Here is a 24,056-nt window from a genome sequence, read left to right on the forward strand (position 1 = left end):
AGATGGATGCTCGACCAGCTCACCCTCGATCAGCTCCGCACCTTCGTGGCCGCCGTGGACACCGGCAGCTTCTCCGCGGCCGGACGCAAGCTCGGACGGGCACAGTCCCTGGTGAGCCAGTCCCTGGCCAACCTCGAGGCGCAGTCGGGGGTGAAGCTCTTCGACCGCTCCAGCCGCTACCCGGTGCTGACGGAGTCCGGGCGCGTGCTCCTGGCCCATGCGCGCGCCACCGTGGCGGCCGCCGAGACCTTCAAGGCCCAGGCGCGCGACCTCGCCGGCGGGCTCGAGCCGGAGGTGAGCATCGTCCTCGACGTGCTGTTTCCGATCCAGGTGGTGACGCGGGCGGTGGTGGCCTTCCAGCCGGCCTTCCCGGCGACGCCCCTGCGCATCCAGGTCGAGACCCTGGGGGCGGTGATCGCGCCGGTCCTCGACGGTCGCTGCGCCTTCGCGGTGGCGGGCGCGACGCCCCTGCTGCCCCCTGAGCTCGCCCGCGAGCCCCTGCGGCAGATCGAACTCGTGATGGTGGCGGCGCCCGACCACCCGCTCGCCAGCCGGCCCGGCCCGATTGCCACCGCCGACCTCGCCGAGCACGTCCAACTCGTGCTGACCGACCGCAGCGACCTGACCAAGGGGCGGGAATTCGGTGTGTTCTCGCCGCGCACCTGGCGCCTCGCCGACCTCGGATCGAAGCACGCCTTCCTGCGCTCCGGCCTCGGCTGGGGCGGCATGCCCCTGGACGTGGTGGCCGAGGATCTCGCGAACGGCCAGCTCGTGCGCCTCGACGTCGCCGCCCTGCCGAAGGGCGGCCTGCTGCTGCCGATGTGGGCGGTCTACCCGATGGAGCGTCCGCCGGGACCGGCCGGCCGCTGGCTCATCGGCCAGCTGCGCGACGCCGCCCCGCGCCCCTGATCCGGGGGGCGGCCAGGTCGCGTCCGCGGCCATGCCGGCGATCAATGCCGGAGATCGCTGTCGATGATCCGCACGATCACGCGCTCTTGAATCAGTTCAGCCAAAATAGCTCTGAAGTTGAATTGTTTTGGCTCAGTGTAAATGCTGAGCGTCAACTGTTCTCCATCAAATTTTAACAGGACGGATCGATGATAGGCACTCAATTCGAGGCGTAACGATGCTGTTTTTATCCAAGATCAAGATCCTGCCCAAGCTGGCGGCAGTCATCGGGCTGATCGCGCTGGTCGTCGGCGTCTGTATCTGGTTTGCCCAGGCCCGCATGACGCAGATCGACGATGCCTATCGTCAGTTCATTTTCCAGGACGCCAAGGGTGCCGCGACGGCGCGCCGGGTGAATCGGATCGTCTTCGAGATGAACTACTGGGTCTACCGGATCATCGCCGAGACCGAGGAGGCCCAGCTGACGGCGGCCAACGCGGGATTCGAATCCACCCTCGCGCCGATGCGGCAGATCCTGGCCGACCTGCGCCGTCAGGCCCCGTCCTTCGAGACCCGCGTCGCGGCACAGACCGCGCGCGTCGAGCGCTTCGTGCAGGACGTGACCGAGGTCCGCCGCCTGGGTACGGAGAATCGGAACGCCGAGGCCATCGCCCTCGTGCACCGGGCCATCGACCCGAGCTTCGCCCTCATGGTCCAAGAGGGCAAGGTGCTCGGGGACGACATCACCAAGGCCCTGGACGAGGGCTCGGAGGCGCTCACGGAGAAGACCAACGCCACGCGCCACAGCCTGATGCTCTTCAGTGCCCTCGGCATGCTCGCCGGCCTCCTGGCCGCCGCCGCCGTGGGCGTGCTGGGGATCACCCGGCCGCTGGCCAGCCTGGTCCGGGTGCTCGAGCGCATGGCGCAGGGCTCCATCGAGGCCACGATCCCGGAGGCGCGCCGCGGCGACGAGGTCGGTGCCGTCGGGCGCGCCGTGGAGGGCATCAAGACGATGGTGGCGCAGAAGGCGGCCGAGCAGGCTGAGGTCCGCCGCATCGCCGACGCGGCCGCCGTGACGGAGCGCAAGCGCACGATGATCGAACTCGCCAATGGCTTCGAGCAAGCCGTGGGCGGCATCGTCGGCCTGGTCTCGTCCTCCGCCACGGAATTGCAGGCCACGGCCCAGCAGATGACTGCGACGGCCCAGGAGACCGCGACCCAGTCCACCCAGGTCGCGGCGGCCGCCGAGGAGGCCGCCGCGAACGTCGGCACGGTGGCGGCGGCCGCCGAGGAACTCGGCAGCTCCGTTCAGGAGATCGGCCGCCAGGTCCAGGGTTCGGCGGGGCTGGCACAGGCCGCCGTCGGCGAGGCGGACCAGACGGGTCAGCTCGTCCAGGCCCTGCGGACCACGTCGGCCCGGATCGGCGACATGGTCGGGCTGATCTCGAACATCGCCGGACAGACCAACCTGCTGGCGCTGAACGCCACCATCGAGGCGGCCCGCGCGGGCGAGGCCGGCCGCGGCTTCGCCGTGGTGGCGACCGAGGTCAAGGAGCTGGCCGGGCAGACCGCCCGGGCGACGGAGGAGATCGCGCGCCAGATCGGCGAGATCCAGGGCGTCACCGACCAGGCCGTCACCGCCATCGGGGGCATCACCGGCCGGATCCGCGAGATCGACGGGATGGCGACGGGGATCGCCGCGGCGGTCGAGCAGCAGGGGGCCGCCACCCAGGAGATCGTGCGCAACGTCGCCCAGGCCGCCCAGGGGACGAGCGCCGTGACCGGCAACATCTCCGGCGTGGCTCGGGCCTCGGAAGAGACCGGCGCCGCGGCCACGCAGGTCCTCGCCTCGGCCTCCGAACTGTCGCGCCAGTCCGAACACCTCAGCGCCGAGGTGAGCCGGTTCCTGTCGAGCGTCCGCGCCGCCTGAGATCGCGCGGGCGGGACCACCCGCCCACGTCAACCAAAACAGGTCCCGCGCCGGGGCCGCTCACCCGGGGAGCCAGCGCCGCGGCGCCGGCAGGCGCCCCCGGGCGGCGATTTCCTGAGACAAAGTGGCTCTGGAGTCACCGCGCCGGGTCCTGGCTCCGGCGGCGACAAGCTCGGCTTAGGCATTGGGGTGCGATCAACCGAAGGAGCAGCAACCGGAGGTTTCAGACTCGCCGATGCGGATGACGCCGGATCTCACGGGCCACCTGCGCTCGGCGCGCGCCTGGATCGGGCTCGGGGTCCTGGCGCCGCTCGGCCTCCTCGTGGTGTCCGGCCTGATGCTGATCGACCTGCGGGTCGACGCCTGGGACAAGGCCGCGCAGACCTCGCGCAACCTGCTCCAGGTCATCGAGCGCGACATCGCCGGCAACGTCGAGATCATCGACCTGTCCCTGCGCGGCGTGGTCGACAACCTGTCGACGCCCGGCTTCTCGTCCGTGAGCCCGGCCCTGCGCCAGCTCATCCTGTTCGACCGGGCCGTGACGGCGCGGGACATGGGGGTCTTTCTCGTGGTCGACGAGAACGGCGACACCCTCTTCGACGCCAACGCGATCCCGGCACGGCCCCTTAACAACGCCGACCGCAGCTACTTCCGCGCCCATCGCGACCGGCCCGATCTCGGCCTGTTCATCAGCGAGCCCGTCACCTCGCGCCTGCTCGGCGTCCCCGTCATCGTGCTCAGCCGCCGGATCACCAAGCCGGACGGCAGCTTCGGCGGCGTCGTCCAGGCTTCCCTGAAGCTCACCTATTTCAGCCGCCTGTTCGCCAACATCGCCCTGGGTGCCAAGGGCGCGATCAATCTCTACGCCCGCGACGGGCAGCGCATCATGCGGCATCCCGAGATCGCGGGCGCCATCGGGGACAACGTCGCGGCCGCCACGTCCTTCCAGCGCTTCGTGCGGGAGGGCAGCGGCAGCTTCATCGGCAGCGCCGTGCGCAGCGACGAGCCGCGCCACCACACCTTCACGCGGATCGGCGATCTCCCCCTGATCCTGGCCGTGACCCTGGCACCGGACGAGATCGACGCCGAGTGGCGGGCCAAGGCCCTGGTGATCGGCAGCATCGTGCTGATCCTGTGCGGGCTCTGTGCCGGCCTCTCGCTGCTGTTCGGACGCGAGCTCCGGCACCGGGGACGGATGCAGCGGGAGCTGGCCCGCCTCTCCCTCACCGATCCGCTGACCGGCCTGCCGAACCGGCGCCGCTTCGAGGAGGCCCTGGCGGACGTCGAAGGTGGGCGCATCACCCGCGACGAGCCCCTGTCCCTGCTGGTCATCGACGTGGATCACTTCAAGGCCGTGAACGACCGTTACGGGCACGCCGTCGGGGACGAGGTCCTGAAGGGCCTGGCGCGCTGCCTTCTGGCGAGTGTGCGCCACCCGGGCGATCTCGTCTGCCGCGTGGGCGGGGAGGAATTCGTCATGCTGCTCCCCGGAGCGGAGGTGGCGGGCGCCCAGCGGGTCGCCGACACCGTGCATGCCGAGGTCCATCGCCTCGGGCTTCCGGCCGCCGGTATCCCGGCCGGCGCCCTGACGGTGAGCATCGGCCTGACAGGGACCGCGCCCGCGAGCGCCGCGCACGGCGGCGCCACCGACCTCTACCGCGTCGCCGATGCGGCGCTCTACGCCGCCAAGGCGAGCGGTCGCAACCGGACCTGCAGCCGGTCAGCGGCGTGCGAAGGCGCATCGGGCGAGAACGCGGAGGCCGCCTGAGGGCCGGCCGCCTCGCGCGGCCGGGCGCGGGCAGCGCCGCGCGTGGCGCTTCGTTCGCCTCAGGCGGGCTCGTTCGGGGGGCGGGGCTGGGCCGGTGCGAACAGGTCGTCCGGCGGATCGACCACGACGCGGCCGCCGGCGACGTCGAGTTCCGGCACGAAGGCCTTGGTGAAGGGCAGGAGGGCGGTGGCGCCGCCCAGGGCCGGCTTGATCTCCAGGAGATCGCCGCCGCCGTAATTCGGCACGTCCGCGACGGTGCCCAGGACGGCGCCCTGGGTGTCGACCACCGAGAGGCCGACGAGGTCGGCGGTGAAGAACTCGTCCGCGTCCGACACGGTGCCGAGGCGCTCGCGGGGCAGGAACAGGGCGAGGCGGTTGAGGCCTTCCGCACCGGTCCGGTCGGTCACGCCCTTCACCCGCACGACCAGGAGGTCGGGGGAGGCGCCGCCGGCCTGGCGGACGTCGGTCAGGTCGATGCGGCGGCCGTCGGCGCCGATCAGCGGCCCGTAGGACGCGATCGCCTGCGGGTCGCCGGTGTAGGATTTCAGCCGGACCTCGCCGTTGAGCCCGTGCGCCCGCCCGAACTCGCCCATCTGGACGAGGCTCGGGTCGGTGGGCGGCAGGGGCGCGTCGGCCTCGGGCCGCGGCCGGTGGGCCGAGGTGGCCGCATCGCTGCCGATGCGGCCGGGGCGCGCACGGCGGCCACCGTCACCGTGGGATGAAGAGCCTCCGGGACGGCGGGCCATGCGCGGATCCAGCCTCAGGCCGCGGCGTCTTCGGCCGGGGCGGCGGCCTTCTCGGCGCGCTTGGCGGCGCGCTCCTTGGCCTTCTCGCCCGGCTCGGCCTTCTGCGGGTTGTTGCGCGCGGGGCGCTTGGCGAGGCCGGCGGCGTCGAGGAAGCGCAGGACGCGGTCGGTGGGCTGGGCGCCCTTGGCGAGCCAGGCCTGGATCTTGTCGGCCTCGAGCACGATGCGGGCCGGATCGTCCTTGGCCTTCATCGGGTCGTAGACGCCGACCTTGTCGATGAAGCGGCCGTCGCGGGGCGCGCGGGCGTCGGCGACGACGATGCGGTAGTACGGGCGCTTCTTGGCGCCGCCACGGGTGAGGCGGATCTTGAGGGACATGGGTCTACTCCAAAGGTCAGTGTGTCGTGTGAGGGCGAGAAGCGCGTAGCGAATGGCGAGTCCGTGGGCGTGAACCCGACTCGCTATGCGCTACGCCCCCCGTCGCTACTTCTTCTTCCCGAAGGGAAATCCGCCGAGACCCGGCAGGCCGCCGGGGCCCTTGGGACCCCCGAGCCCGGGCAGGCCCGGCATCTTGCCCCCGAGGCCCGGGGGCATCGGGGGGAGCTTGCCGCCGAGCTGCTTCTGCATGTCGGCGATCATTTCCGGCGTCGGCTCCGGCATCCCGGGGGGCAGGCCGGGCATGCCGCCCATTCCACCGCCGCCCATGCCTCCCGCGCCCATGCCGAACATCGAGCCGAGGGCCTGGCCGATGCCGCGCTTGCCCGAGCCCATCGCCTTCATCATGTCGGCCATGGTCCGGTGCATCTTGAGGAGCTTGTTCAGCTCCTCCACCTTCGTCCCCGAGCCCGCCGCGATGCGCTTCTTGCGGGAATTCTTGAGGATGTCGGGATTCTTCCGCTCCTGCGCGGTCATCGACGAGATGATGGCCCGCTGGCGCTTGAACATGTTCTCGTCGAGATTGGCGTTCTCGACCTGCTTCTTCATCTGGCCCATGCCCGGAAGCATGCCCATCAGGCCGCCGATGCCGCCCATCTTCTCCATCTGGCCGAGCTGCATCGACAGGTCGTCGAGGTCGAACTTGCCCTTGCGCATCTTCTCCGCGGTGCGGAGCGCCTGCTCGTGGTCGATGGTCTCGGCCGCCTTCTCGACGAGGCTGACGATGTCGCCCATGCCGAGGATGCGGTTGGCGACGCGGGAGGGGTGGAACTCCTCCAGGGCGTCGACCTTCTCGCCGGTGCCGACGAGCTTGATCGGCTTGCCGGTGACGGCGCGCATCGACAGGGCCGCGCCGCCACGCGAATCGCCGTCCATGCGGGTCAGCACGATGCCGGTGACGCCGAGGCGCTCGTCGAAGGCGCGGGCGGTGTTGACCGCGTCCTGGCCGGTCAGCGCGTCGGCGACGAGGAGCACCTCGTGCGGGTTGGTGGCGGCCTTGACCTCGGCCGCCTCCGCCATCAGCGCCTCGTCGAGGGTGATGCGGCCGGCGGTGTCGAGCATGACCACGTCGAAGCCGCCGAGGCGCGCCGCGTCCATGGCCCGCCGGGCGATCTGCACCGCCGACTGGCCGGCGACGATCGGCAGGCTCTCGACCTCGACCTGCTTGGCCAGGATCGCCAGCTGCTCCATCGCGGCCGGACGGCGGGTGTCGAGGGAGGCCAGCAACACCCGGCGCTTGTCGCGGGCGACGAGCCGGCGGGCGATCTTGGCGGTGGTGGTGGTCTTGCCCGAGCCCTGCAGGCCGACCATCAGGATGGCGACGGGGGCGGGGGCATTGAGGTCGATGATGCCGGCTTCCGAGCCCAGCATCGCCACGAGCTCGTCGTTGACGATCTTGACGACCATCTGGCCGGGGGTGACCGACTTCAGGACGACGGCGCCGACGGCCTTCTCGCGCACCTTCTCGGTGAAGCCGCGCACCACCTCGAGGGCGACGTCCGCCTCCAGCAGGGCGCGCCGGACCTCGCGCAGGGCGGCGGTGACGTCGGCTTCGGTCAGGGCGCCGCGACGGGTGAGACCGGAGAGAATCCCGGAAAGGCGATCGGACAGGCCTTCGAACATGCGTCAGGCTCCCTGGACCGGCATCGTCGTCGGACCGGTCACTGGTTCACGCCCGCGCTCTCGGCCCGGCGCGCCTGGAGCGCATCCTCGAAGCCGCGGATCGCCTGGGCGAACTTGTCCCGGCACTCCGGGTTGCAGAATCCCACCACCGCGCCGTTGTAGAGGGTGAGCGAGTCGGCCGCGATCGGCTTGCCCGACCACGGGCAGGTGTCGTTCACCGCATCCTCGATGCGCAGGATCGTGTTCGCGGCGGCGTTGGGCATCGGGACTCGCGACGACGGTCTGGACGGGGCCGACGCCCTGTCCCCAACGCGAAGCTCGCCCGAGGGCGCATCGCGCTGTCGGGCGTTGACCTCCGGCCTCGTGGGGCCGGTCGGCGTTCGTGATGACGATCAGACCGTCGAATGAATTGGGAGGCGGTTAGTCCGATGGCGGGGGCAAGTCAAGTTTTGCGGGTCCGGTGGGGCTGCGCCCTTGACATCGGCTTACCCTGCATGTAGGAATAATATCCTTCTCCCGACTGCAGACGGCGCCGAATCATGCCCCGCCGGGGTCGGCGCATTGTGCCCAGACCCGTTGTTCGAGGTGCCATGGTCGAACCGCCTGATCCCAGGACTCTTTTGATCGCGAACGAACGCGCGAAGCTGACGGCCACCTACGTGAACGGAGTGGCCATCGCCGTCCTCGCCGTGGGCGGACTCGCGCCGCTGTTCTCCCAGCGCGCCGCATCGGCGGCTCCACCTGATCAACCTTGGCTCACACCGGTGCTCTCCCTGCTTTGCATCTGCGTCAGCGGAGCCCTACATTGGGCGGCAAGAGGTTTTTTGCGGGAACTCCGGTAATGGACGCCCACACCCTGACCCTGCTGTTGTTCCCGCTCGGCGCCTTGGCGCTGGGCCTGGGAACGCTGTGGTTCGCGCGCCGCGCCCATTGATCCCGGCCGGCTGATCGATCCGATCAGCGCCCCGGCGCCGGGAGCGCGGGCAGCGCCGTCAGGGTCGCGTCGGAAAATGCCATCGCCTTGAACAGGCTGCCCATGCCGCGCCGCGCGGGGTCGGTGAGGCGGGTCGCCGCCGCCGTGATCGCATCGCGCTGCGCCGGGCTCGCGTCCCGTCCCAGCCGCTCGGCGCGCGCGCGCAGGCCGAGGGCCAGGAGGAAGTCGCGCTGGTCCACGGGCCCGTGCAGGATCGCGCCCTCACCGGTGGCGGCCCGGCCGAGGGCGGTGAAATCCACGTGGGTGGTCAGGTCAGCCTCGCCGGGGGTGGCCAGCGGCGGAACGAAGGCGTGGCCGCGCAGAGCCTGAAGCGAATCGCCGAAGCCCGGCCTGACATGGCCGTAATCGACCAGAAGGACCGCGCCCCGGTCGGCGACGACGCGGCGGGCGAGGCTGCGCACGGCCTCGAGGGCGGCGCCCGGAAGGGTCATTAGGACGCCGGTGGGGCCGCTCGCGCTGATGCGCGTGTCCGGCTCCGCCGCCAGCCCGAACGCAAGGGCATTGCCGGCCGCGGAGAGGCCGACGAGGCGCTCGAACCAGCCGCGCTCGGCGCGCTGGAACTGGCGGACCGGGAGGGCGTCGAAGAACTCGTTGGCGATCACGAGGGTCGGGCCGGGCGGCAGGGTCTCGATGGACGCGTGCCAGGTCGGGGCGGCGGCCGAGAGCCGGGACTCCTGCTCGGCCCGTAGCACCGGGCTCGTCTCCACGAGGTGCAGGGCCGGGCGCAGATCCGGGGCGGCGCGGCTCAGCGCCCGCAGGGCATCCTGCATCAGGGTGCCGCGGCCCGGGCCGAGTTCCACCAGGGCGAGGTCGGCCGGCGCGCCCATCGCGCCCCAGCTCGCCGCGATCCAGATCCCGATGAGCTCGCCGAACATCTGGCTGATCTCGGGGGCGGTGATGAAGTCGCCGCGGGACCCGAGGGGGTCGCGGGTGCGGTAGTAGCCGTGCACCGGATGGCCGAGGCAGAGGCCCATGTAGCGATCGAGCCCGATCGGACCCGAGGCCAGGATCTCGTCGCGGAGCGCGGCGAAGAGCGGGCTCGTCACGCCGGATCGACCTTCGCGGGCGAAGCGGCGACGTCCTCGATCGCCACGCGCGGACGGGTGGTGCCGCGCAGCGCCAGGACGATGGCGGTGATGCCGACGAGCGCCATCGGCACGCAGAGCACCATCCCCATGGTGATGCCCCCAGTCGACCAGCCCTCGGTGCCGAACAGGTAGCCGAGCTGGCGGTCGGGCTCGCGGAAGAACTCGCAGAACGTGCGCGCGATGGCGTAGCCGAGGACGAAGATGCCGCCCATCAGCCCGGGCTTGCGGAAGCCGCGGGCCCGCACCGCGATCATCATCACCACGAACAGGAGGGCGCCCTCGGTGGCCGCCTCGTAGAGCTGGCTCGGGTGCCGGGGCAGGGGGCCGCCGGTGGGAAACACGATGGCGTAGGGGAAATCCGGGGCGATGCGGCCCCAGAGCTCGCCGTTCACGAAGTTGGCGATCCGCCCGAAGAACAGCCCGATCGGCACCACGACGGCGGCGAGGTCGAGGAGCGTGAGGGCCTGGAGCTTCCGGGAGCGGGCGAACAGCACCATGGCGAGCACCGCGCCGAGGAAGCCGCCGTGAAACGACATGCCGCCGTTGCGGATGGCCAGGATCTCGATGGGGTCGGCGAGATAGAGCGGCAGGTTGTAGAACAGCACGTAGCCGATGCGCCCGCCGAGGACGACGCCCAGCGCCACCCAGACGATGAGGTCGTCGATGTCGTTCAGGCTCGGGCGCCGGACCACGCCCCAGTAGCGGTCCGCCGCCACCAGCCGGCGGGCATAGTACCAGCCGCCGAGCAGGCCGACGATGTAGGCGAGGGCGTACCACTTGATGGTGATCGGCCCGATCGCCACCGCCACCGGATCGATGGCGGGGAAGGGCAGGGCGAAGAGCGGCGGCATCGGCGAGGCGTCCCGGTTGAGCCGGGGCATTGGAGCCAAGCCCGCCGGGGGGTCAACCCCGCCAGGCACATGGCCGGCGGACGCCGCCGGCCCCTGTCATCCCGTCCTGCGGTCAGGCCGCAGGGGGCATGTCTCCGCGATGCCTCGCCTGCGGCCGCGCTCAGGCGGCCCGGACGGTGGCGAGGAAGCTCGCGACTTCCGCGCGCAGCTGCTCGGACTGCCGGGAGAGATCCGCGGAGGCGCGCTGAACCTGGTCCGCCGTCGCGCCCGCCTCTGCGGCCGAGCGGGCCACCGCCTCGATATCCTGGCTCATGGCCCCCGTGCCCGCGGAGGCCTGGCCCATGTTGCGCACGATCTCCTGGGTCGTCACGCCCTGCTCCTCCACCGCGGCGGCGATGCTGCTGGTGACGAAGCTCATGCCCTCGATCCGCGTGACGATGCTGCGGATCGCGCCCGTGGCGCCGGTGGTGGCCGAGCGGATGGCATCGACCTGCTCGGCGATCTCCGTGGTGGCCCGGCTGGTCTGCTCGGCGAGGTTCTTCACCTCCGCGGCGACGACCGCGAAGCCGCGCCCCGCCTCGCCGGCCCGGGCCGCCTCGATGGTGGCGTTGAGCGCCAGCAGGTTGGTCTGGCTGGCGATCTGCGAGACCAGGCCGACCACGTCGCCGATCCGGGTCGCGGCCTCGGACAGGGTCTGCATGGTGGCGGCGGTGCGGCCGGCCTCGTCGACGGCCTGGGACGACATGGTCGAGGCCTGCTCGACCTGGCGGCCGATCTCGCCGACCGTGGCGCCGAGCTCCTCGGCCGCCACCGCCACGGCGTTGACGTTGCCCGCGGTCTCCTGCGCGGTCGCCGCCACGGAGGTGGAGCGACGCGCCGTGCCGGCCACCGCCTCGGTCATGCCGGTGGCGGCGCCCTGCAGGTCGCCGGAGGCCTGCGAGACCGTGCCGACGATGCCGCCGACGGAGCGCTCGAAGCGGTCCGCGAGGTCACGCAGCAGGGCGCGCCGCTCGGTCTCCTCGCGCAGGCGGGCGGCCTCGGTGGTCTTCAACTGCTGCGCGGCCTCCTCTAGGGAGATGTCGCGGATGGTGACGACGGCCCGGGCGATGTCGCCGATCTCGTCGGCGCGCCGGCTGCCCGGCACCTCGGCGAGGGATTCGCGGCGGGCCAGCGCCTGCAGGGCCCGGGTCAGCGCGCCGAGGGGACCCACGATGGTGCGGGCGAAGAGGAGGCCGAGGATCGCCGTGGCGGCCAGGACGGCCAGCGCCGTCACCGCCAGGGCGCGGGTGAGGGCGCCCACCGCCGCGAGGGTCTCGTCCTCGGCCTGCTCGGCCAGAATCGTCCAGGGCGCACCGAGCACCGAGACCTTTGCGGTCGCGACCATCCGTTGGCCCGCGCCGTTCGCGTAGGTGAAGGGGCGCTCGCTCGCGAGGTCCGCCTTGTCGAGGCCGAGGGCGGTCGCGGGCTTGCCGGCCGTGACGGCCGGGGACAGGGGCGGGTTGGTCCGCAGGGCGCCGTCGGCGCCCACCGCGAGGATCTGGCCGGTCTCGCCGAGCCCGGCCCGGTCCGAGAGGGTGCGGTCGAACAGGGCGGGGGTCAGGCGCAGGAGGACGAATCCGATGCGCGCGGCCTCCTGGCCGGTGCCCATGGCGACGTTGGCGCGGCGGGCGATGGACCGGCCGATGAAGGCCGACGGGACGGCCTCCGCCGGGTAGGCGGCATAGTCCTCGTAGAGCGTCGCGTCGGATTCGGCGCCCTTCAGGCGCGCCACCAGGCGGGCGAGGCCGGTCGAGGCCAGCTCGGGCTCGGAGAGCGCGTGGCCGAAATCGGCGCCCTTGGTGGTGGTGTAGACGACGCGCCCGTCCTCCGACACGAAGACGAGATCGGCGTAGCCCGGGCGCTCGAGCAGCTTGCGGGCGACTTCCTGCACCTTGGCGTGGCGGCGCCCGTACATGGTGCCCGGAGCCTCGGCACCGAGGCGCGCGTCGAGGTTCGCGCCGCCCGTATAGGTCCGGACGAGCCCGGCGAAATCGGCTTTGGCGGGGTCGAGAGCTTCGGCCAGGTCGCCGAAATTGCCGCCGACCTGCGGGTTGCCCGCGACGGTGACGAGGTCGCCGCCGATCCGCTCGGCGATCAGCTCGATCCCTGCCTTCCGGGCCGAGGCGGCGAACTGGAGGCGTTCCCGGGCCGCGTCGACGAGGCCGGAGCGGGCGCTGTACCAGCTCAGCCCGCCCATCACCGTGGCGCTGACGAGGGCCAGGCCGACGGTGATCGCGGGCAGACGAAAGTTGAGGCTGGTCAAACGCGGCATTGGTTACGCCCGAAGAGGAAGTGCGGACATCGTTGCTAAGGGAGAAAGTTGAATTAAAACTTTCGTCCGGCGCGTCTTCGGGTGGTATTCAGAATACGTGCCGGCGACGGATCAGCCGCCGAACCTTATCATTTGTTGCTGCCGCACCGGCGCGCGAACGAGCGGGCATTGAAACGCCCCGTCCTCCCGCAATCCGTGATTGCTGCGTCGCGCAGCGCGTCGACGTCAGGCCGCGACGCCCCCCATGCCGTGCCCATCGTCGAGGAACATCCGGTAGGCCGGGTTGTCGGTCTCGTCGACGCACGGGTAGTGCAGGGCCTCGATCGCCGCGTCGAAGCGGGCGCGCTCGGCCGGCGGCACATCGATGCCGGCGAGGACGCGGCCGTAATCGGCGCCGTGGTTGCGATAGTGGAACAGCGTGATGGCGAAGCCGTCGCCCAGGGCATCGAGGAACTTCATCAGCGCCCCCGGCCGCTCGGGGAACTGGAAGCGGTAGAGCCGCTCGTCGGCGAGGCCGGTGGCGCGCCCGCCCACCATGTAGCGGATATGGACCTTGGCCATCTCGTTGTCGCTCATGTCGACGGTGCGGTAGCCGGCAGCCTTCAGCGAGTCGATGAGGGCGTGCTTCTCCCGCAGGCCGCCCGCGAGGTTGATGCCGACGAAGATCTGCGCGTCGGCACCTGCCGCGTAGCGGTAGTTGAACTCGGTGATCGCCCGGGGCCCGAGGGTCTGGATGAAGGCGCGGTAGGCGCCCGGCCGCTCCGGGATGGTCACGCCGAGCAGGACCTCGCGCTGCTCGCCGAGCTCGGCGCGCTCGGCGATGTGGCGCAGGCGGTCGAAGTTGAGGTTCGCGCCGCTGGAGATCGCCACCAGGGTGCCGGTGCCGCCTTCCTGCCGGGCGGCGTAGGCCTTGGCGCCGGCCAGCGCCAGGGCGCCCGAGGGCTCCGAGATGGCGCGGGTGTCGTCGAAGATGTCCTTCACCGCCGCGCACATGGCGTCGGTGTCGACGGTGATAACCTCGTCGAGGAACGCGCGGCAGAGGCGGAAGGTCTCGGCGCCGGCCTCGCGCACGGCGACGCCGTCGGCGAACAGCCCGACGGTCGGCAGGACCACGCGCTCGCCGGCCGCCAGGGCCGCGGCCATGCAGGCGGCGTCGTCCGGCTCGACGCCGATGACCTTGGTCTCGGGCCGCAAGTATTTCACGAAGGTGGCGATGCCGGCCGCGAGGCCGCCGCCGCCGACGGGCACGAAGATCGCCTCGATCGGCCCGGAATGCTGGGTGAGGATCTCCATCCCGATGGTGCCCTGGCCGGCGATCACGTCGGGATCGTCGAAGGGATGCAGGAAGGTCAGGCCGTCGCGCGCCTCCAGCTCCCGGGCATGGCCCAGGGCCTCGTCGAAGGCATCGCCGAACAGGATGACCTCGGCGCCGCGGGCGCGGCAGGCATCGACCTTGATCGCCGGGGTGGTCCGCGGCATCACGATCACCGCGCGGACGTTGAGGCGGGCGGCCGCCAGGGCGACGCCCTGGGCATGGTTGCCGGCCGAGGCGCAGACGACGCCCTTGGCCAGCAGCTCGGGCGCCAGGCCCGACATCTTGTTGTAGGCGCCGCGCAGCTTGAACGAGAAGACCGGCTGCAGGTCCTCGCGCTTCAGGAGCACCGGGCGGGCCAGGCGCACCGACATGCGCGGCATCGGGTCGAGGGGGCTCTCGATGGCGACGTCGTAGACGCGGGCGGTGAGGATCTTGCGGATGTAGTCGGTCAAGGAGACACGGGCTCCGGCAGCGATGCGGTGCGAGGGGAACTCGCCCCGCACATAGGCGCTCGGCGCGCCAGAAGCGAGCGAGGCGCTGTCGCGGGCCGAGCCCCGTCCCGCGACGGGGGCGCGGGCGCCATCCGTGGCGGGCGGGCAGGATCTCTCGTCGACGGGGCCTACTTGTCGAACAGGGCCTGCAGGGCCGCGCGGTCCTTGGTCTTCGGCAGCGCGATCAGGGTCAGGATCCGCGCCTTGTCCGGCGTCAGGTCGTCGGCGAAGACGGCGCCGGCCTTCAGCAGCGTGTTGCCGCCGCCCTTGAAGCCGTACACCGGCAGGGCGCGGCCGTTAGGGACCTTGGTGGCCACGATGACCGGTACGCCCTTGCCGATGACCTCCGCGATGGCGTCGTGCATCTCGGCGTTCATGTTGCCCCAGCCATAGGCCTCGACGACGATGGCCTCCGCGCCGGTCTCGGCCGCATGGCGCACCTGGCTGCCGTCGGCACCCGCATACATCGCCACCAGGTCGACCCGCGGCATGCGGTCGGGCAGGGGCAGCGTCTGGCGGCGCAGGGACTTGCGGCCGAATACCACTCGATCCTCGTCCACGTAGCCGAGGAAGCCCGCATCGCCGGAATTGAAGGTCTCGACGTTGCTCGTGTGCGTCTTGCGCACCTCGCGGGCGGCGTTGATGTGGTGGTTGAGCGTCACCGTCACGCCCATGCCGGTGGACCCGTCGGCGAGGATCTGCCGGGCGGCGTTGAGGAGGTTGCGCGACCCGTCCGAATCCCAGTCGGAGGCGTTGCGCTGGGCGCCCACCAGCACGATCGGCTTGTCGCTCTTGACGGTGAGATCGAGGAAGTAGGCGGTCTGGTCCAGCGTATCGGTGCCGTGCAGGACGATGGCGCCGCGGATCGCAGGATCGGCTAGGATCTCGTCGACCTTGCGGGACAGGCCGGGCCAGCGGTCCGGTCCCATGTAGTCGCTCGGGACGTTGCTGAACTCGGTCACGGCGATCGCGGCGATGTCCTTGAGCTTCGGGACCGCCGCGACGAGGTCCTCGCCCGACAGCGCCGGCACCGGCGCATGAGTGGTGGGGTCGAGCTTCATCGCGATCGTGCCGCCGGTCGCGATCACGGCGATCTTCGGCAAATCCGACTTCGAGGTGTCCGCCTTCGACGTGTCGGCCGCAGCCGCTGGATGCATCAGCAGAAGGAGACCGCCCAGGCCGAACAGTGTTTGTCTCAGGAGTGTGGCGACCGCCATGAACGCACCTCGGATGCTTCAAGTCGTTCCGTCAGGGATCGACCGGGCATCCAGCGTTGACGGACGGCAGCATCCCTGTCCAGGCCGCAGGGCCCGGTGCTTCATCTCGCGACCTGCGGATGTCGTCGACGAACGTCTTTCGCGAAGCCCGTCAGGGGAGATCGGACAGCCGCTCGAACAGGGCTGCGATCCAGACCAGGGCGGCGATCCCCTGCGCGGAGAAGGTCCCGGCCGAGGCGAGATCCTTGACGATGCCGATCTTGGGGTGCCGGCCCGGATGCAGGTGGTCGCAGAGCTTCTCCACCGCGGTGTTCAGGAACTCGGCCGCGAGCATCAGGAGCAGGCTCGCCACCAGGGCGACCCGGACCCACATCCCCGACCCGAGGAGCAGCGCCAGCGGCAGCCCGAGGGCCAGGAGCACGAGTTCGAGGCGCACCGCCCGCTCGGTCCGGGCGCCGTGCACGAGGCCGCGCCAGGAATTCAGGAAGGCGAGGTAGAGGGCGCGCATGTCTGGGCGCCCGCTCAGGGCGCCGCGGGGGCGCCGCGGGCGATCCACTTCGCCACGATCGGGCCCGTCACCAGCACCACGAACAGCCGCAGCGTCTGCACCGCCAGCACGAAGGACACGTCGACCTTCGAGCCGACCGCGATGATGGCCACCGAATCGAGCCCGCCCGGGCTCGTCGCGAGATAGGCGGTGAGGAAGTCGATGGGCAGCAGGAAGGTCAGGCCGTAGGCCCAGCCGCCGCAGAGCGCGATGACCCCCAGCGTGGCGATGACGATGCCCGGCATGGCGCCGAGCGTCTCGCGCAGGGTCTCGCGCCGGAAGCGCAGGCCGACATACCAGCCGATGGTGGCGTAGGCGAGGTCGAGGAGCGGCATCGGCAGCGCCATGGAGACCAGGCCGGAGGCGTGCAGGGCGGCGCCGAGCAGCATCGGCCCGGTTAGGGCGAAGGCCGGCAGGTGCAGGAGCTTGGCGAGGCCCGCGCCGCAGGCGGCGACCGCGAGGGTCGCCAGAAGCGCGAGCGGAGCCACCGAGACGGGATCGGCGGCCGGGACCACGTCGGAGACGTTGGTGAGCAGGCGCGCCATGATCGAGGCCGAGAGCACCACGGCGACCACGCGCACGTATTGCATGAAGGCGACGAGGCGCGGGTCGGCACCGTACTCCTCCGACATCGCCACCATGGCGGCGGCGCCGCCGGGCGACGAACCCCAGGCGGCGGTCGAGCCCGGCAGGATGCGCAGGCGGGTCAGGGCCCAGCCGACCGCCCCGCCGACCAGGACGGTGACCAGCACCACGGCGAGGATGAGGAAGCCGTCATCCACCACGGTGGCGACGATCTCGCCCGTGACCGTGTGGGCCACGAGGCAGCCGATCATCGCCTGGGCGGCCTGGAAGCCGAACTTCGGCACCGCCAGGTTCGCGCCCCCGACCCCGAACGCGATGGCCGCCACCATCGGCCCGAGCAGGAGGGCCGCCGGGAAATGCGCGTGGTCGAGGGCGTAGGCCAGGAGGCCGGAGGCCGCGAGAAGAGCCGCCCAACGGCCGAGGAAGCGCAGTGCGAACACGATGATACCGGGGAGTGGATGGATACCGGGGAGCGGATGGATACCGGGAAGTGGATGCCGGGAGGGGCTGCCCGGAAGGGGATGCCGGGAACTGGCCGGGCCGGAACGCCCGTCGCGCCGGGCGCTACACCGGATCGCTCACGCTGTCACGGCGCCCCGCGCGCAGACGGGGCATGCCGTCGTCCCGGCAGGCCGCGGTGCCCGCCGGCGCATGGGTCCGGAAGAAGGCGGCCAGATGGGCGAGGCCATCGGCGCGCGGATCGCTGGTGCGCCAGGCCAGGGCCACGGTGCGCCCCGGCCCATCGACGTCGAAGCTGCGCGTCACGGTGAGGCCGCTGGGATCGGGTCCGGAGGGGACCGCCAGGGCCGGGAGCAGGGTGTAGCCCGCCCCCGCCGCCACCATCGAGCGCAGGGTCTCCAGGCTGGTGGCGTGGCGCCCGGCGGCCGAGCCGGCCCCGCAGGCCGCCACGGTCTGGTCGCGCAGGCAATTGCCCTCGTCGAGCAGGAGGAGGTCGGGGCCGGCAATGTCGGTGGCCCGCAGGGCGCCGCCCCGGGCGAGGGGATGCTCGGCCGGGCAGGCGAGCTGGAACGGCTCGACGAAGAGGGGCGACACGGTCAGGCCCGAGGCCGGGACCGGCAGGGACACGAGCGCGGCATCGATGCGGCCGTTGCGCAGACCCTCCAGAATCTCGGCCGTGCGCGCCTCGCTCAGGGCGAGCGCCAGGAGGGGGTATTCCTGGCGCAGGGTGCGCAGGATCAGCGGAAACAGGTAGGGCCCGAGGGTCTGGATCGCCGCCAGGACGAGGCGGCCGGTGAGCGGCGCGCCGCGCCCCTCGCTCGCCAGCACGAGGAGGCGCTGGGCCTCCGCCATCACGATGCGGGCCTGCCGCACGATGGTCTGCCCGGCCGGCGTCAGCATCACCCGCCGGTTGCCGCGCTCGAACAGGGCGAGGCCGAGGAGATCCTCCAGCTTGCGGACCTGGACGCTCAGGGTCGGCTGGCTGACGTTGCAGCGCTCGGCGGCCCGGCCGAAATGCATCTCCTCCGCCACGGCGACGACGTATTCGAGATCACGCAGGGACAGGCCGGACATGTTCATAGGCGATGCCTATCATTGCGTTCGCCACGATGCATTAGCCAAATCGCCCGCGGCGGGTCATAAGGCTGTCTCAGAACCATTCCAGGCTTTCTGCGAAGGTCTGGTTTTCTGCCAAGATCTGGATGCGGCCATCGCCGCGTCGATCGATTCCGAGCGAGAGAGCACCGCATGAGCGATCAGCGCCCGATTCTCACCACCCGTCAGGGCCACCCGGTTCGCGACAACCAGAGCACCCGGACGGTGGGCGAGCGCGGCCCGGCGACCCTCGAGAACTACCAGTTCATCGAGAAGATCACCCATTTCGACCGTGAGCGGATTCCGGAGCGCGTGGTGCATGCCCGTGGCGCCGGCGCGCACGGCTATTTCGAGGCCTACGGCAAGATCGGCAGCGAGCCGGCCTCCAAGTACACCCGTGCCCGGGTGCTGAACGAGACCGGCGTGAAGACGCCGATGTTCGTGCGCTTCTCCACCGTGGCCGGCGCCAAGGAGTCCCCCGAGACCGAGCGCGATCCGCGCGGCTTCGCGGTGAAGTTCAAGACCGTCGACGGCAACTGGGACCTCGTGGGCAACAACCTCAAGGTCTTCTTCATCCGCGACGCGATCAAGTTCCCCGACATGATCCACGCGTTCAAGCCGGATCCGGTGACGAACCGCCAGGAGGCGTGGCGCTTCTTCGACTTCGTGGCCCAGCACCCCGAAGCCATCCACATGGTCACGCACCTGAAGTCGCCGTGGGGCATCCCCGCCAACTATCGCGAGATGGAGGGCTCAGGCGTCAACACCTACAAGCTGGTCAACGACCAGGGCGAGGCCGTGCTCTGCAAGTTCCACTGGGAGCCCAAGCAGGGCATCCGCAACCTGACCTCGGCACAGGCTTCCGAGATCCAGGCCAAGGATGTCGGCCACGCGACGCGCGACCTGTACGACAACATCAAGGCCGGCAACTTCCCCGAGTGGGAGTTCTGCGTGCAGATCATGCCGGACGGCCCGAACGATCACCTGTCGTTCGATCCCCTGGACGATACCAAGCTGTGGCCCGTGGAGGATTTCCCGCTTCTGCCCGTCGGCCGCATGGTGCTGGACCGCGTGCCGGACAACTTCTTCGCGGAAGTCGAGCAGTCGGCCTTCGGCACCGGCGTCCTGGTGGACGGCATCGACTTCTCGGACGACAAGATGCTCCAGGGGCGGACGCTGTCCTACTCGGACACGCAGCGCTACCGCGTCGGCGCCAACTACCTGCAGCTGCCGATCAACGCGCCGCAGCCGGGCGTGAAGGTCTATTCGAACCAGCGCGACGGGCAGATGACCTACGGCGTCGACGGCACGGGTCCGAACAAGCACATCAACTACGAGCCCTCGACCCTGGCCGAGGGCCTGCGCGAGGCCCCGAAGCCGGCGCGTGACTATCACCAGCCGGTCCAGGGCAACCTCGGCCGCTACCAGACCTCGCGCACCGAGGACGACTACACCCAGGCGGGCGTGCGCTACCGCTCGTTCCAGGATTGGGAGCGCGACGACCTGATCGCCAACCTCGTCGGCGACATGAAGCAGTGCCCGGAAGCCATCCAGCTGCGGATGGTCTGGCACTTCCTCCATGCCGATGAGGATTACGGCCGCCGCGTCGCCGAGGGTGCGGGCATCGACCTCGAGAAGGCCCGTGCCCTGCCGCCGCTGCCGGGTCGCGCGGCTCCGGGCAAGCGTCTTCAGTCCGAGACCTACACCGACGGTAGCCAGGCCCACAGCATCGCCGCCGAGTAAGGCCCAGGTCGTTTCGGGGCGACCCCAAGTCGTCCCTGAGTGACCACCAGTCGTCCTCGGACGACCCTCAGAGCCCCGCCGGGTCGCAGGACCCGGCGGGGCTTTTTCGTGGACGCCGCAACGCATCGGCGAGCCGGGCTTCTCGGTTCGCCGGCGTCGGAGTGGGGGAGGGACTGACGGGAGACCGCCGTCACCGGGGCCCGTGGCCACAAGACCTTCTTCCGGCCAATGCTGGATCAACGCAATACTTTGACAGCAGAAGTCTTTGATGATTGGAGAAACAGGCGGATTTGACGCCAATTAGAGCGTTGTCCGCGAAAAATCTTACCCTCTCTTCATCTGTGTCGACGATCAATGACGAGAGGGCGGCCTCCGGTTGCCGGCCCAACGAACGGATTGAGATCGGCATCGACCATGACCGCCCCGCCACCTGTCGACGTGAGCATCGAGCGCGATCAGGTCAGCGATGTCCTGCGCGGTGTGAACGCGACCCTGGTCGCGAACCTCTTCGTGTCATGCTCCCTGGCCGGCATGGTCTGGCACCTGGTGCCCCATGCGCAGATCCTCGGCCTGCTCGCGCTGAATGCCGGGATCAATGTCGGCCGCGGCCTGCTTGTCCGGGTCTGGCTCCGGACGGATCTGCCGCTCGCGGCGCCGGGCCGGGTGCTGACCTCTTGCTGGATCGGGGCCCTGCTGTCGGGGCTCTGCTGGGCCGCGGCGCTGGTCGGCCTCGCCTATCATGGACAGGCCTACACGATCTCGACCGGCCTTGCCTTCCTGAGCGTCAATGCCGGCGCGATCATCCAGAACAAGTTCGCCCGGGCGCCAGCCGTCGCGTTCGTGCTGCCGAACCTCACGATCCTGATCCTGCTCTTCCTCCTCGACCGCTCGTTTGGCGCACAGATCGTCGCCGTGAACCTCATCCTGCTGACGGCGCTCCTGCTCCACTGCGCCAACGAGCAGGAACGGCACTACCTGCGGACGAAACGCCTGACCTACGAGGCGGTCGCGCTCACGGAGTCGCTGAAGGCGGCCAACGTTGCGGCCGGACATGCGATGCGCTGCCTCGCGCATTCGGCCACGCACGATCCCCTGACCGGGCTCGTCAACCGCGCCGCCTATCGGGAGGCCTTCGAGGCCCGTCTGGCCCCGCCCGGCACGACGGCGTTCTGGATCATGATGATCGACCTGGACCGCTTCAAGCGGATCAACGACCGGTTCGGGCATGGTGTCGGCGATACGATCCTGGTGGAGGCCGGGACGAAGCTGCGCCGGATCCTCGGGCCGAACTCGGTGGTCGCCCGCCTGGGTGGCGACGAGTTTGCGGCGCTGATTTCGGCCGGTCCCGGCGATCCGGAAGGCGAGTGCCTGGCGCAGGCGGTGGTCTCCGGCCTGGAGAGCCTTCTCCTGCCCTCCGGGCAGACGCTGCAGGCGGGTGCCAGCGTGGGCCTCGCCCACCACCCCCGCGACGGTCGGACCCGGATGGACCTGCAGATCCACGCGGATCTCGCCCTCTATGCCGCCAAGGCGGAGGGGCGCAGCACCTGGCGGCCCTTCCACGAGGCCATGGCCGCACGGGTGACGGCGCGGCACGTCATCGAGCGGGATCTTCCCGAGGCGCTGGAGAGCGGTGCGATCCAGGCCTGGTTCCAGCCGCAGCTGGACTGCAACACCGGGCGGGTCATCGGATTCGACGCGCTCCTGCGCTGGGAGCACCCCGCTTTGGGCTGGATCTCGCCACCGGACGCGATCGCGGCCGCCGCCGCGACCCGGCGCTCGCAGGACCTGACCCGGACCATCCTGAGGCAGTCCTGCCGCATGGCGCAGCTCCTCGAAGGCGGCGGTCACGACGCCGCCGTGGTCTCGGTCAACGTCTCGCCCACCGAGTTCGGTGCCTATCCGCTCGCCGAGATGGTGGCGGCGGAACTGGCCGCCCACCGTCTGTCCGCCACCCGGATCGCCCTCGAGATCACCGAGGAGGCGGTCTACTCGAACGAGCGCGGCGGCAAGGACGTGGATGCCCTCGTCGACATGGGGGTGGGCATCATCGTCGATGATTTCGGGGTGGCGTATTCGTCGATCGGATCGCTGCGCGACCTGCGCTTCGACAGCCTGAAGGTCGACCGGAGCTTCATCCAGCGGATCGTCGACACGCCCCAGGACCGGGTGCTCCTGGAAGCCATCCTGGCCTTCGCCCGCACCCTCGGGGTCAAGGTGCTGGCGGAGGGGGTCGAGACGCGGGCGCAGTTCCAGCTGCTGCGCCAGCTCGGATGCCCGGCCGTGCAGGGCTACCACTTCGCCCGGGCCATGCCGCCGCGGCAGGCCCTGGCCTGGATCACCGGAAACGATCTCGTCGCGCGCCTCGCCCGGCAGGGCTGGGCGGCCGGCGGTTGGACGATCGCGGCGCGCCGGGTGGTCGCGGCGGCCTGATCGTCGAATCGTAAAAAAGGCCCGCTCGATCGCGCGAGCGGGCCTGATGATGCGAGGGACGGGCGCGCGGGGCGCCGCCCAGATCTGACTCAGCGCAACTCTTGCGCCGCGTCAGCCTTACTCGGCGGCGGTCTTCGCGGCGCTCTTGGCAGCCTTCTCGGCCTTCCGGGCATCCTTGTTCGCCTTCGAGGCATCGGCCTTGGCGGCCTTCTCGGCGGGGCGATCGGCGCGCTCGACGATACGGGCGGACTTCCCGCGACGGTCGCGCAGGTAGTACAGCTTGGCGCGACGCACCTTGCCGCGGCGGACAACGGCGATCGAATCGATCAGCGGCGAGTAGAGCGGGAACACGCGCTCGACGCCCTCGCCGTAGGAGATCTTGCGGACGGTGAAGCTCTCGTTGAGGCCGCCGCCGGAGCGGGCGATGCACACGCCCTCGTAGGCCTGCACGCGGGTGCGCTCGCCTTCCTTCACCTTGACGTTCACGGTGACCGTGTCGCCGGGCTGGAAATCGGGGATCGTCTTGCCGAGCGAAGCGATCTGCTCCTGCTCGAGCTGCTGGATGATGTTCATGGTCAAGTTCCTGCCGGTGCGCGCCCGGGATCCCCGGATGGGACCGCGTGCGTCAGGATTTCGGCATCCTGTTTTGAATTGAGGCGGGCCATACACGAGGTGCGGCCGCTTGTCCAATAGCCGGCAGTCCATCCACGCGGGCGCGTCTCCCGCGAACCGGTGCGGTTGAGAAAATCCCGCGCACGGTCCACATGGGGAGAGCGGCGGCGACGTCCGCCGCCATTCCCGGCCGGCCTTGAACCGGCGCAGCGGACGAGGATCCTGTCCACCATGTTCATCCAGACCGAAGCCACCCCGAACCCCGCCACCCTGAAGTTCCTGCCGGGCCGCGTCGTCCTGCCCGAGGGCACCTTCGAGGCGCGCGATTCCGACGCCGCCGCCCGCTCGCCCCTGGCGAGCCGCCTGTTCGACGTGCCCGGCGTCAGCGGGGTCTATCTCGGTCACGACTTCATCTCGGTCACCAAGGCCGAGGACGACAACCTCTGGCCGCAGGTAAAGCCGGCCGTCCTCGGCGCGATCATGGAGCACTTCCAGTCCGGAGCCCCGGTCCTGGCCGAGGGCCACGTCGCCGGCAGCGAGGATGCCGAGGAGTTCTTCGATCCTGCCGACATCGAGACGGTCGAGACCATCAAGGACCTGCTCGAGACCCGGGTCCGCCCGGCGGTGGCCGGCGACGGCGGCGACATCACCTTCCGGGGCTACAAGGAGGGCGTGGTCTACCTGGAGATGAAGGGTGCCTGCTCGGGCTGCCCGTCCTCCACCGCGACCCTGCGCAACGGCGTGCAGAACCTGTTCCGCCACTTCCTGCCGGAAATCCGCGAAGTCCAGGCGATCTGACCCGTCCGAATTCCGGCGGGCCGACGCAAAGCCGCAACAGGTTCGCCCGAATCTCTCCACGATGGCCGCTCCGCCCTGACGGAGCGGCCGTTTTTGTCTTAAACTCGTGGCCCCGGGCGCCCCTGCGCGAT

At 70.6% G+C, this 24,056-nt stretch carries 19 protein-coding genes; 6 read left to right on the top strand and 13 right to left on the bottom strand.

The genetic code is table 11. The annotated features are described in order from the left end of the window. The first annotated feature begins 6 nt into the window (after positions 1-6). From ASF58_RS22185 to ASF58_RS22195, 3 genes are all read left to right on the top strand, one after another. Complete coding sequence (locus tag ASF58_RS22185) at positions 7-909, top strand: LysR family transcriptional regulator (protein ID WP_055957763.1); 903 nt, start codon at positions 7-9, stop codon at positions 907-909. Between the two features lie 217 nt (positions 910-1,126). Continuing rightward, the gene (locus ASF58_RS22190; RefSeq protein WP_055957764.1) at positions 1,127-2,818 is read left to right on the top strand and encodes a HAMP domain-containing methyl-accepting chemotaxis protein; all 1,692 of its coding nucleotides are present in this window, start codon (positions 1,127-1,129) and stop codon (positions 2,816-2,818) included. Positions 2,819-3,053: 235 nt separating this feature from the next. After that, positions 3,054-4,586: a sensor domain-containing diguanylate cyclase gene (locus tag ASF58_RS22195; protein ID WP_055957765.1), complete on the top strand. Its 1,533-nt coding sequence runs from the start codon at positions 3,054-3,056 to the stop codon at positions 4,584-4,586. Between the two features lie 59 nt (positions 4,587-4,645). On the opposite strand, the gene rimM is transcribed toward ASF58_RS22195, so the two are convergent. The 12 genes from rimM to ASF58_RS22255 all read right to left on the bottom strand — a co-directional run bounded on the left by rimM (position 4,646) and on the right by ASF58_RS22255 (position 18,327). Further along, on the bottom strand, positions 4,646-5,332 hold the full coding sequence (gene rimM, locus ASF58_RS22200; RefSeq protein ID WP_055957767.1) for a ribosome maturation factor RimM: 687 nt from the start codon (positions 5,330-5,332) through the stop codon (positions 4,646-4,648). Between the two features lie 14 nt (positions 5,333-5,346). Next, complete coding sequence (rpsP, locus tag ASF58_RS22205) at positions 5,347-5,709, bottom strand: 30S ribosomal protein S16 (RefSeq protein WP_055957770.1); 363 nt, start codon at positions 5,707-5,709, stop codon at positions 5,347-5,349. 105 nt (positions 5,710-5,814) lie between these two features. After that, on the bottom strand, positions 5,815-7,389 hold the full coding sequence (gene ffh / locus ASF58_RS22210) for a signal recognition particle protein (RefSeq protein ID WP_055957773.1): 1,575 nt from the start codon (positions 7,387-7,389) through the stop codon (positions 5,815-5,817). 38 nt (positions 7,390-7,427) lie between these two features. Further along, positions 7,428-7,652: a hypothetical protein gene (locus tag ASF58_RS22215; RefSeq protein ID WP_055957775.1), complete on the bottom strand. Its 225-nt coding sequence runs from the start codon at positions 7,650-7,652 to the stop codon at positions 7,428-7,430. 694 nt (positions 7,653-8,346) lie between these two features. Continuing rightward, entirely contained in the window at positions 8,347-9,429 is a 1,083-nt protein-coding gene (locus ASF58_RS22220; RefSeq protein ID WP_055957778.1) for an SAM-dependent methyltransferase, read from the bottom strand. Continuing rightward, positions 9,426-10,322, bottom strand: coding sequence for a prolipoprotein diacylglyceryl transferase (gene lgt / locus ASF58_RS22225; RefSeq protein WP_055958140.1), 897 nt, complete (start codon positions 10,320-10,322; stop codon positions 9,426-9,428). Before lgt ends, ASF58_RS22220 begins: the two co-directional genes overlap by 4 nt. A gap of 160 nt (positions 10,323-10,482) precedes the next feature. Further along, positions 10,483-12,633 (bottom strand): methyl-accepting chemotaxis protein, encoded by a 2,151-nt coding sequence (locus tag ASF58_RS22230; RefSeq protein WP_055957781.1) that lies wholly within the window; start codon positions 12,631-12,633, stop codon positions 10,483-10,485. Positions 12,634-12,858: 225 nt separating this feature from the next. Further along, positions 12,859-14,424, bottom strand: a complete 1,566-nt coding sequence (ilvA, locus tag ASF58_RS22235) for a threonine ammonia-lyase, biosynthetic (RefSeq protein WP_156375849.1) — start codon at positions 14,422-14,424, stop codon at positions 12,859-12,861. Between the two features lie 143 nt (positions 14,425-14,567). Further along, entirely contained in the window at positions 14,568-15,596 is a 1,029-nt protein-coding gene (locus tag ASF58_RS22240) for an asparaginase (RefSeq protein ID WP_055958143.1), read from the bottom strand. A gap of 211 nt (positions 15,597-15,807) precedes the next feature. Then, positions 15,808-16,164, bottom strand: coding sequence for a diacylglycerol kinase (locus ASF58_RS22245; RefSeq protein WP_055958146.1), 357 nt, complete (start codon positions 16,162-16,164; stop codon positions 15,808-15,810). A gap of 14 nt (positions 16,165-16,178) precedes the next feature. Further along, on the bottom strand, positions 16,179-17,228 hold the full coding sequence (locus ASF58_RS22250; protein ID WP_055957787.1) for an AbrB family transcriptional regulator: 1,050 nt from the start codon (positions 17,226-17,228) through the stop codon (positions 16,179-16,181). Positions 17,229-17,352: 124 nt separating this feature from the next. After that, entirely contained in the window at positions 17,353-18,327 is a 975-nt protein-coding gene (locus ASF58_RS22255) for a LysR substrate-binding domain-containing protein (RefSeq protein WP_055957790.1), read from the bottom strand. Positions 18,328-18,495: 168 nt separating this feature from the next. Here ASF58_RS22255 and ASF58_RS22260 point away from each other — a divergent pair, with 168 nt between their 5' ends. Then, entirely contained in the window at positions 18,496-20,085 is a 1,590-nt protein-coding gene (locus tag ASF58_RS22260; RefSeq protein WP_055957792.1) for a catalase, read from the top strand. Positions 20,086-20,499: 414 nt separating this feature from the next. Then, positions 20,500-22,515, top strand: a complete 2,016-nt coding sequence (locus tag ASF58_RS22265; protein WP_055957794.1) for an EAL domain-containing protein — start codon at positions 20,500-20,502, stop codon at positions 22,513-22,515. 117 nt (positions 22,516-22,632) lie between these two features. On the opposite strand, the gene rplS is transcribed toward ASF58_RS22265, so the two are convergent. After that, positions 22,633-23,088, bottom strand: a complete 456-nt coding sequence (gene rplS, locus ASF58_RS22270; RefSeq protein ID WP_055957797.1) for a 50S ribosomal protein L19 — start codon at positions 23,086-23,088, stop codon at positions 22,633-22,635. A gap of 270 nt (positions 23,089-23,358) precedes the next feature. Between rplS and ASF58_RS22275 the strand changes: the two genes are divergently transcribed. Continuing rightward, entirely contained in the window at positions 23,359-23,925 is a 567-nt protein-coding gene (locus tag ASF58_RS22275) for a NifU family protein (protein WP_055957800.1), read from the top strand. Positions 23,926-24,056 lie beyond the last annotated feature (131 nt).

The organism is Methylobacterium sp. Leaf125, from assembly GCF_001423085.1.
GTDB lineage: Bacteria > Pseudomonadota > Alphaproteobacteria > Rhizobiales > Beijerinckiaceae > Methylobacterium.

What these genes read in the sequence shown, in the direction of transcription:
- rpsP (WP_055957770.1), bottom strand. Translation starts at nt 5,709, where the DNA reads ATGTCCCTCAAGATCCGCCTCACCCGTGGCGGCGCCAAGAAGCGCCCG.
- ASF58_RS22190 (WP_055957764.1), top strand. Translation starts at nt 1,127, where the DNA reads ATGCTGTTTTTATCCAAGATCAAGATCCTGCCCAAGCTGGCGGCAGTC.
- ASF58_RS22240 (WP_055958143.1), bottom strand. Translation starts at nt 15,596, where the DNA reads ATGCATCCAGCGGCTGCGGCCGACACGTCGAAGGCGGACACCTCGAAG.
- ASF58_RS22230 (WP_055957781.1), bottom strand. Translation starts at nt 12,633, where the DNA reads ATGCCGCGTTTGACCAGCCTCAACTTTCGTCTGCCCGCGATCACCGTC.
- ASF58_RS22260 (WP_055957792.1), top strand. Translation starts at nt 18,496, where the DNA reads ATGAGCGATCAGCGCCCGATTCTCACCACCCGTCAGGGCCACCCGGTT.
- ASF58_RS22265 (WP_055957794.1), top strand. Translation starts at nt 20,500, where the DNA reads ATGACCGCCCCGCCACCTGTCGACGTGAGCATCGAGCGCGATCAGGTC.
- ASF58_RS22195 (WP_055957765.1), top strand. Translation starts at nt 3,054, where the DNA reads ATGCGGATGACGCCGGATCTCACGGGCCACCTGCGCTCGGCGCGCGCC.
- ffh (WP_055957773.1), bottom strand. Translation starts at nt 7,389, where the DNA reads ATGTTCGAAGGCCTGTCCGATCGCCTTTCCGGGATTCTCTCCGGTCTC.
- ASF58_RS22185 (WP_055957763.1), top strand. Translation starts at nt 7, where the DNA reads ATGCTCGACCAGCTCACCCTCGATCAGCTCCGCACCTTCGTGGCCGCC.
- lgt (WP_055958140.1), bottom strand. Translation starts at nt 10,322, where the DNA reads ATGCCGCCGCTCTTCGCCCTGCCCTTCCCCGCCATCGATCCGGTGGCG.
- rimM (WP_055957767.1), bottom strand. Translation starts at nt 5,332, where the DNA reads ATGGCCCGCCGTCCCGGAGGCTCTTCATCCCACGGTGACGGTGGCCGC.
- ASF58_RS22275 (WP_055957800.1), top strand. Translation starts at nt 23,359, where the DNA reads ATGTTCATCCAGACCGAAGCCACCCCGAACCCCGCCACCCTGAAGTTC.
- rplS (WP_055957797.1), bottom strand. Translation starts at nt 23,088, where the DNA reads ATGAACATCATCCAGCAGCTCGAGCAGGAGCAGATCGCTTCGCTCGGC.
- ASF58_RS22215 (WP_055957775.1), bottom strand. Translation starts at nt 7,652, where the DNA reads ATGCCCAACGCCGCCGCGAACACGATCCTGCGCATCGAGGATGCGGTG.
- ASF58_RS22245 (WP_055958146.1), bottom strand. Translation starts at nt 16,164, where the DNA reads ATGCGCGCCCTCTACCTCGCCTTCCTGAATTCCTGGCGCGGCCTCGTG.
- ASF58_RS22255 (WP_055957790.1), bottom strand. Translation starts at nt 18,327, where the DNA reads ATGAACATGTCCGGCCTGTCCCTGCGTGATCTCGAATACGTCGTCGCC.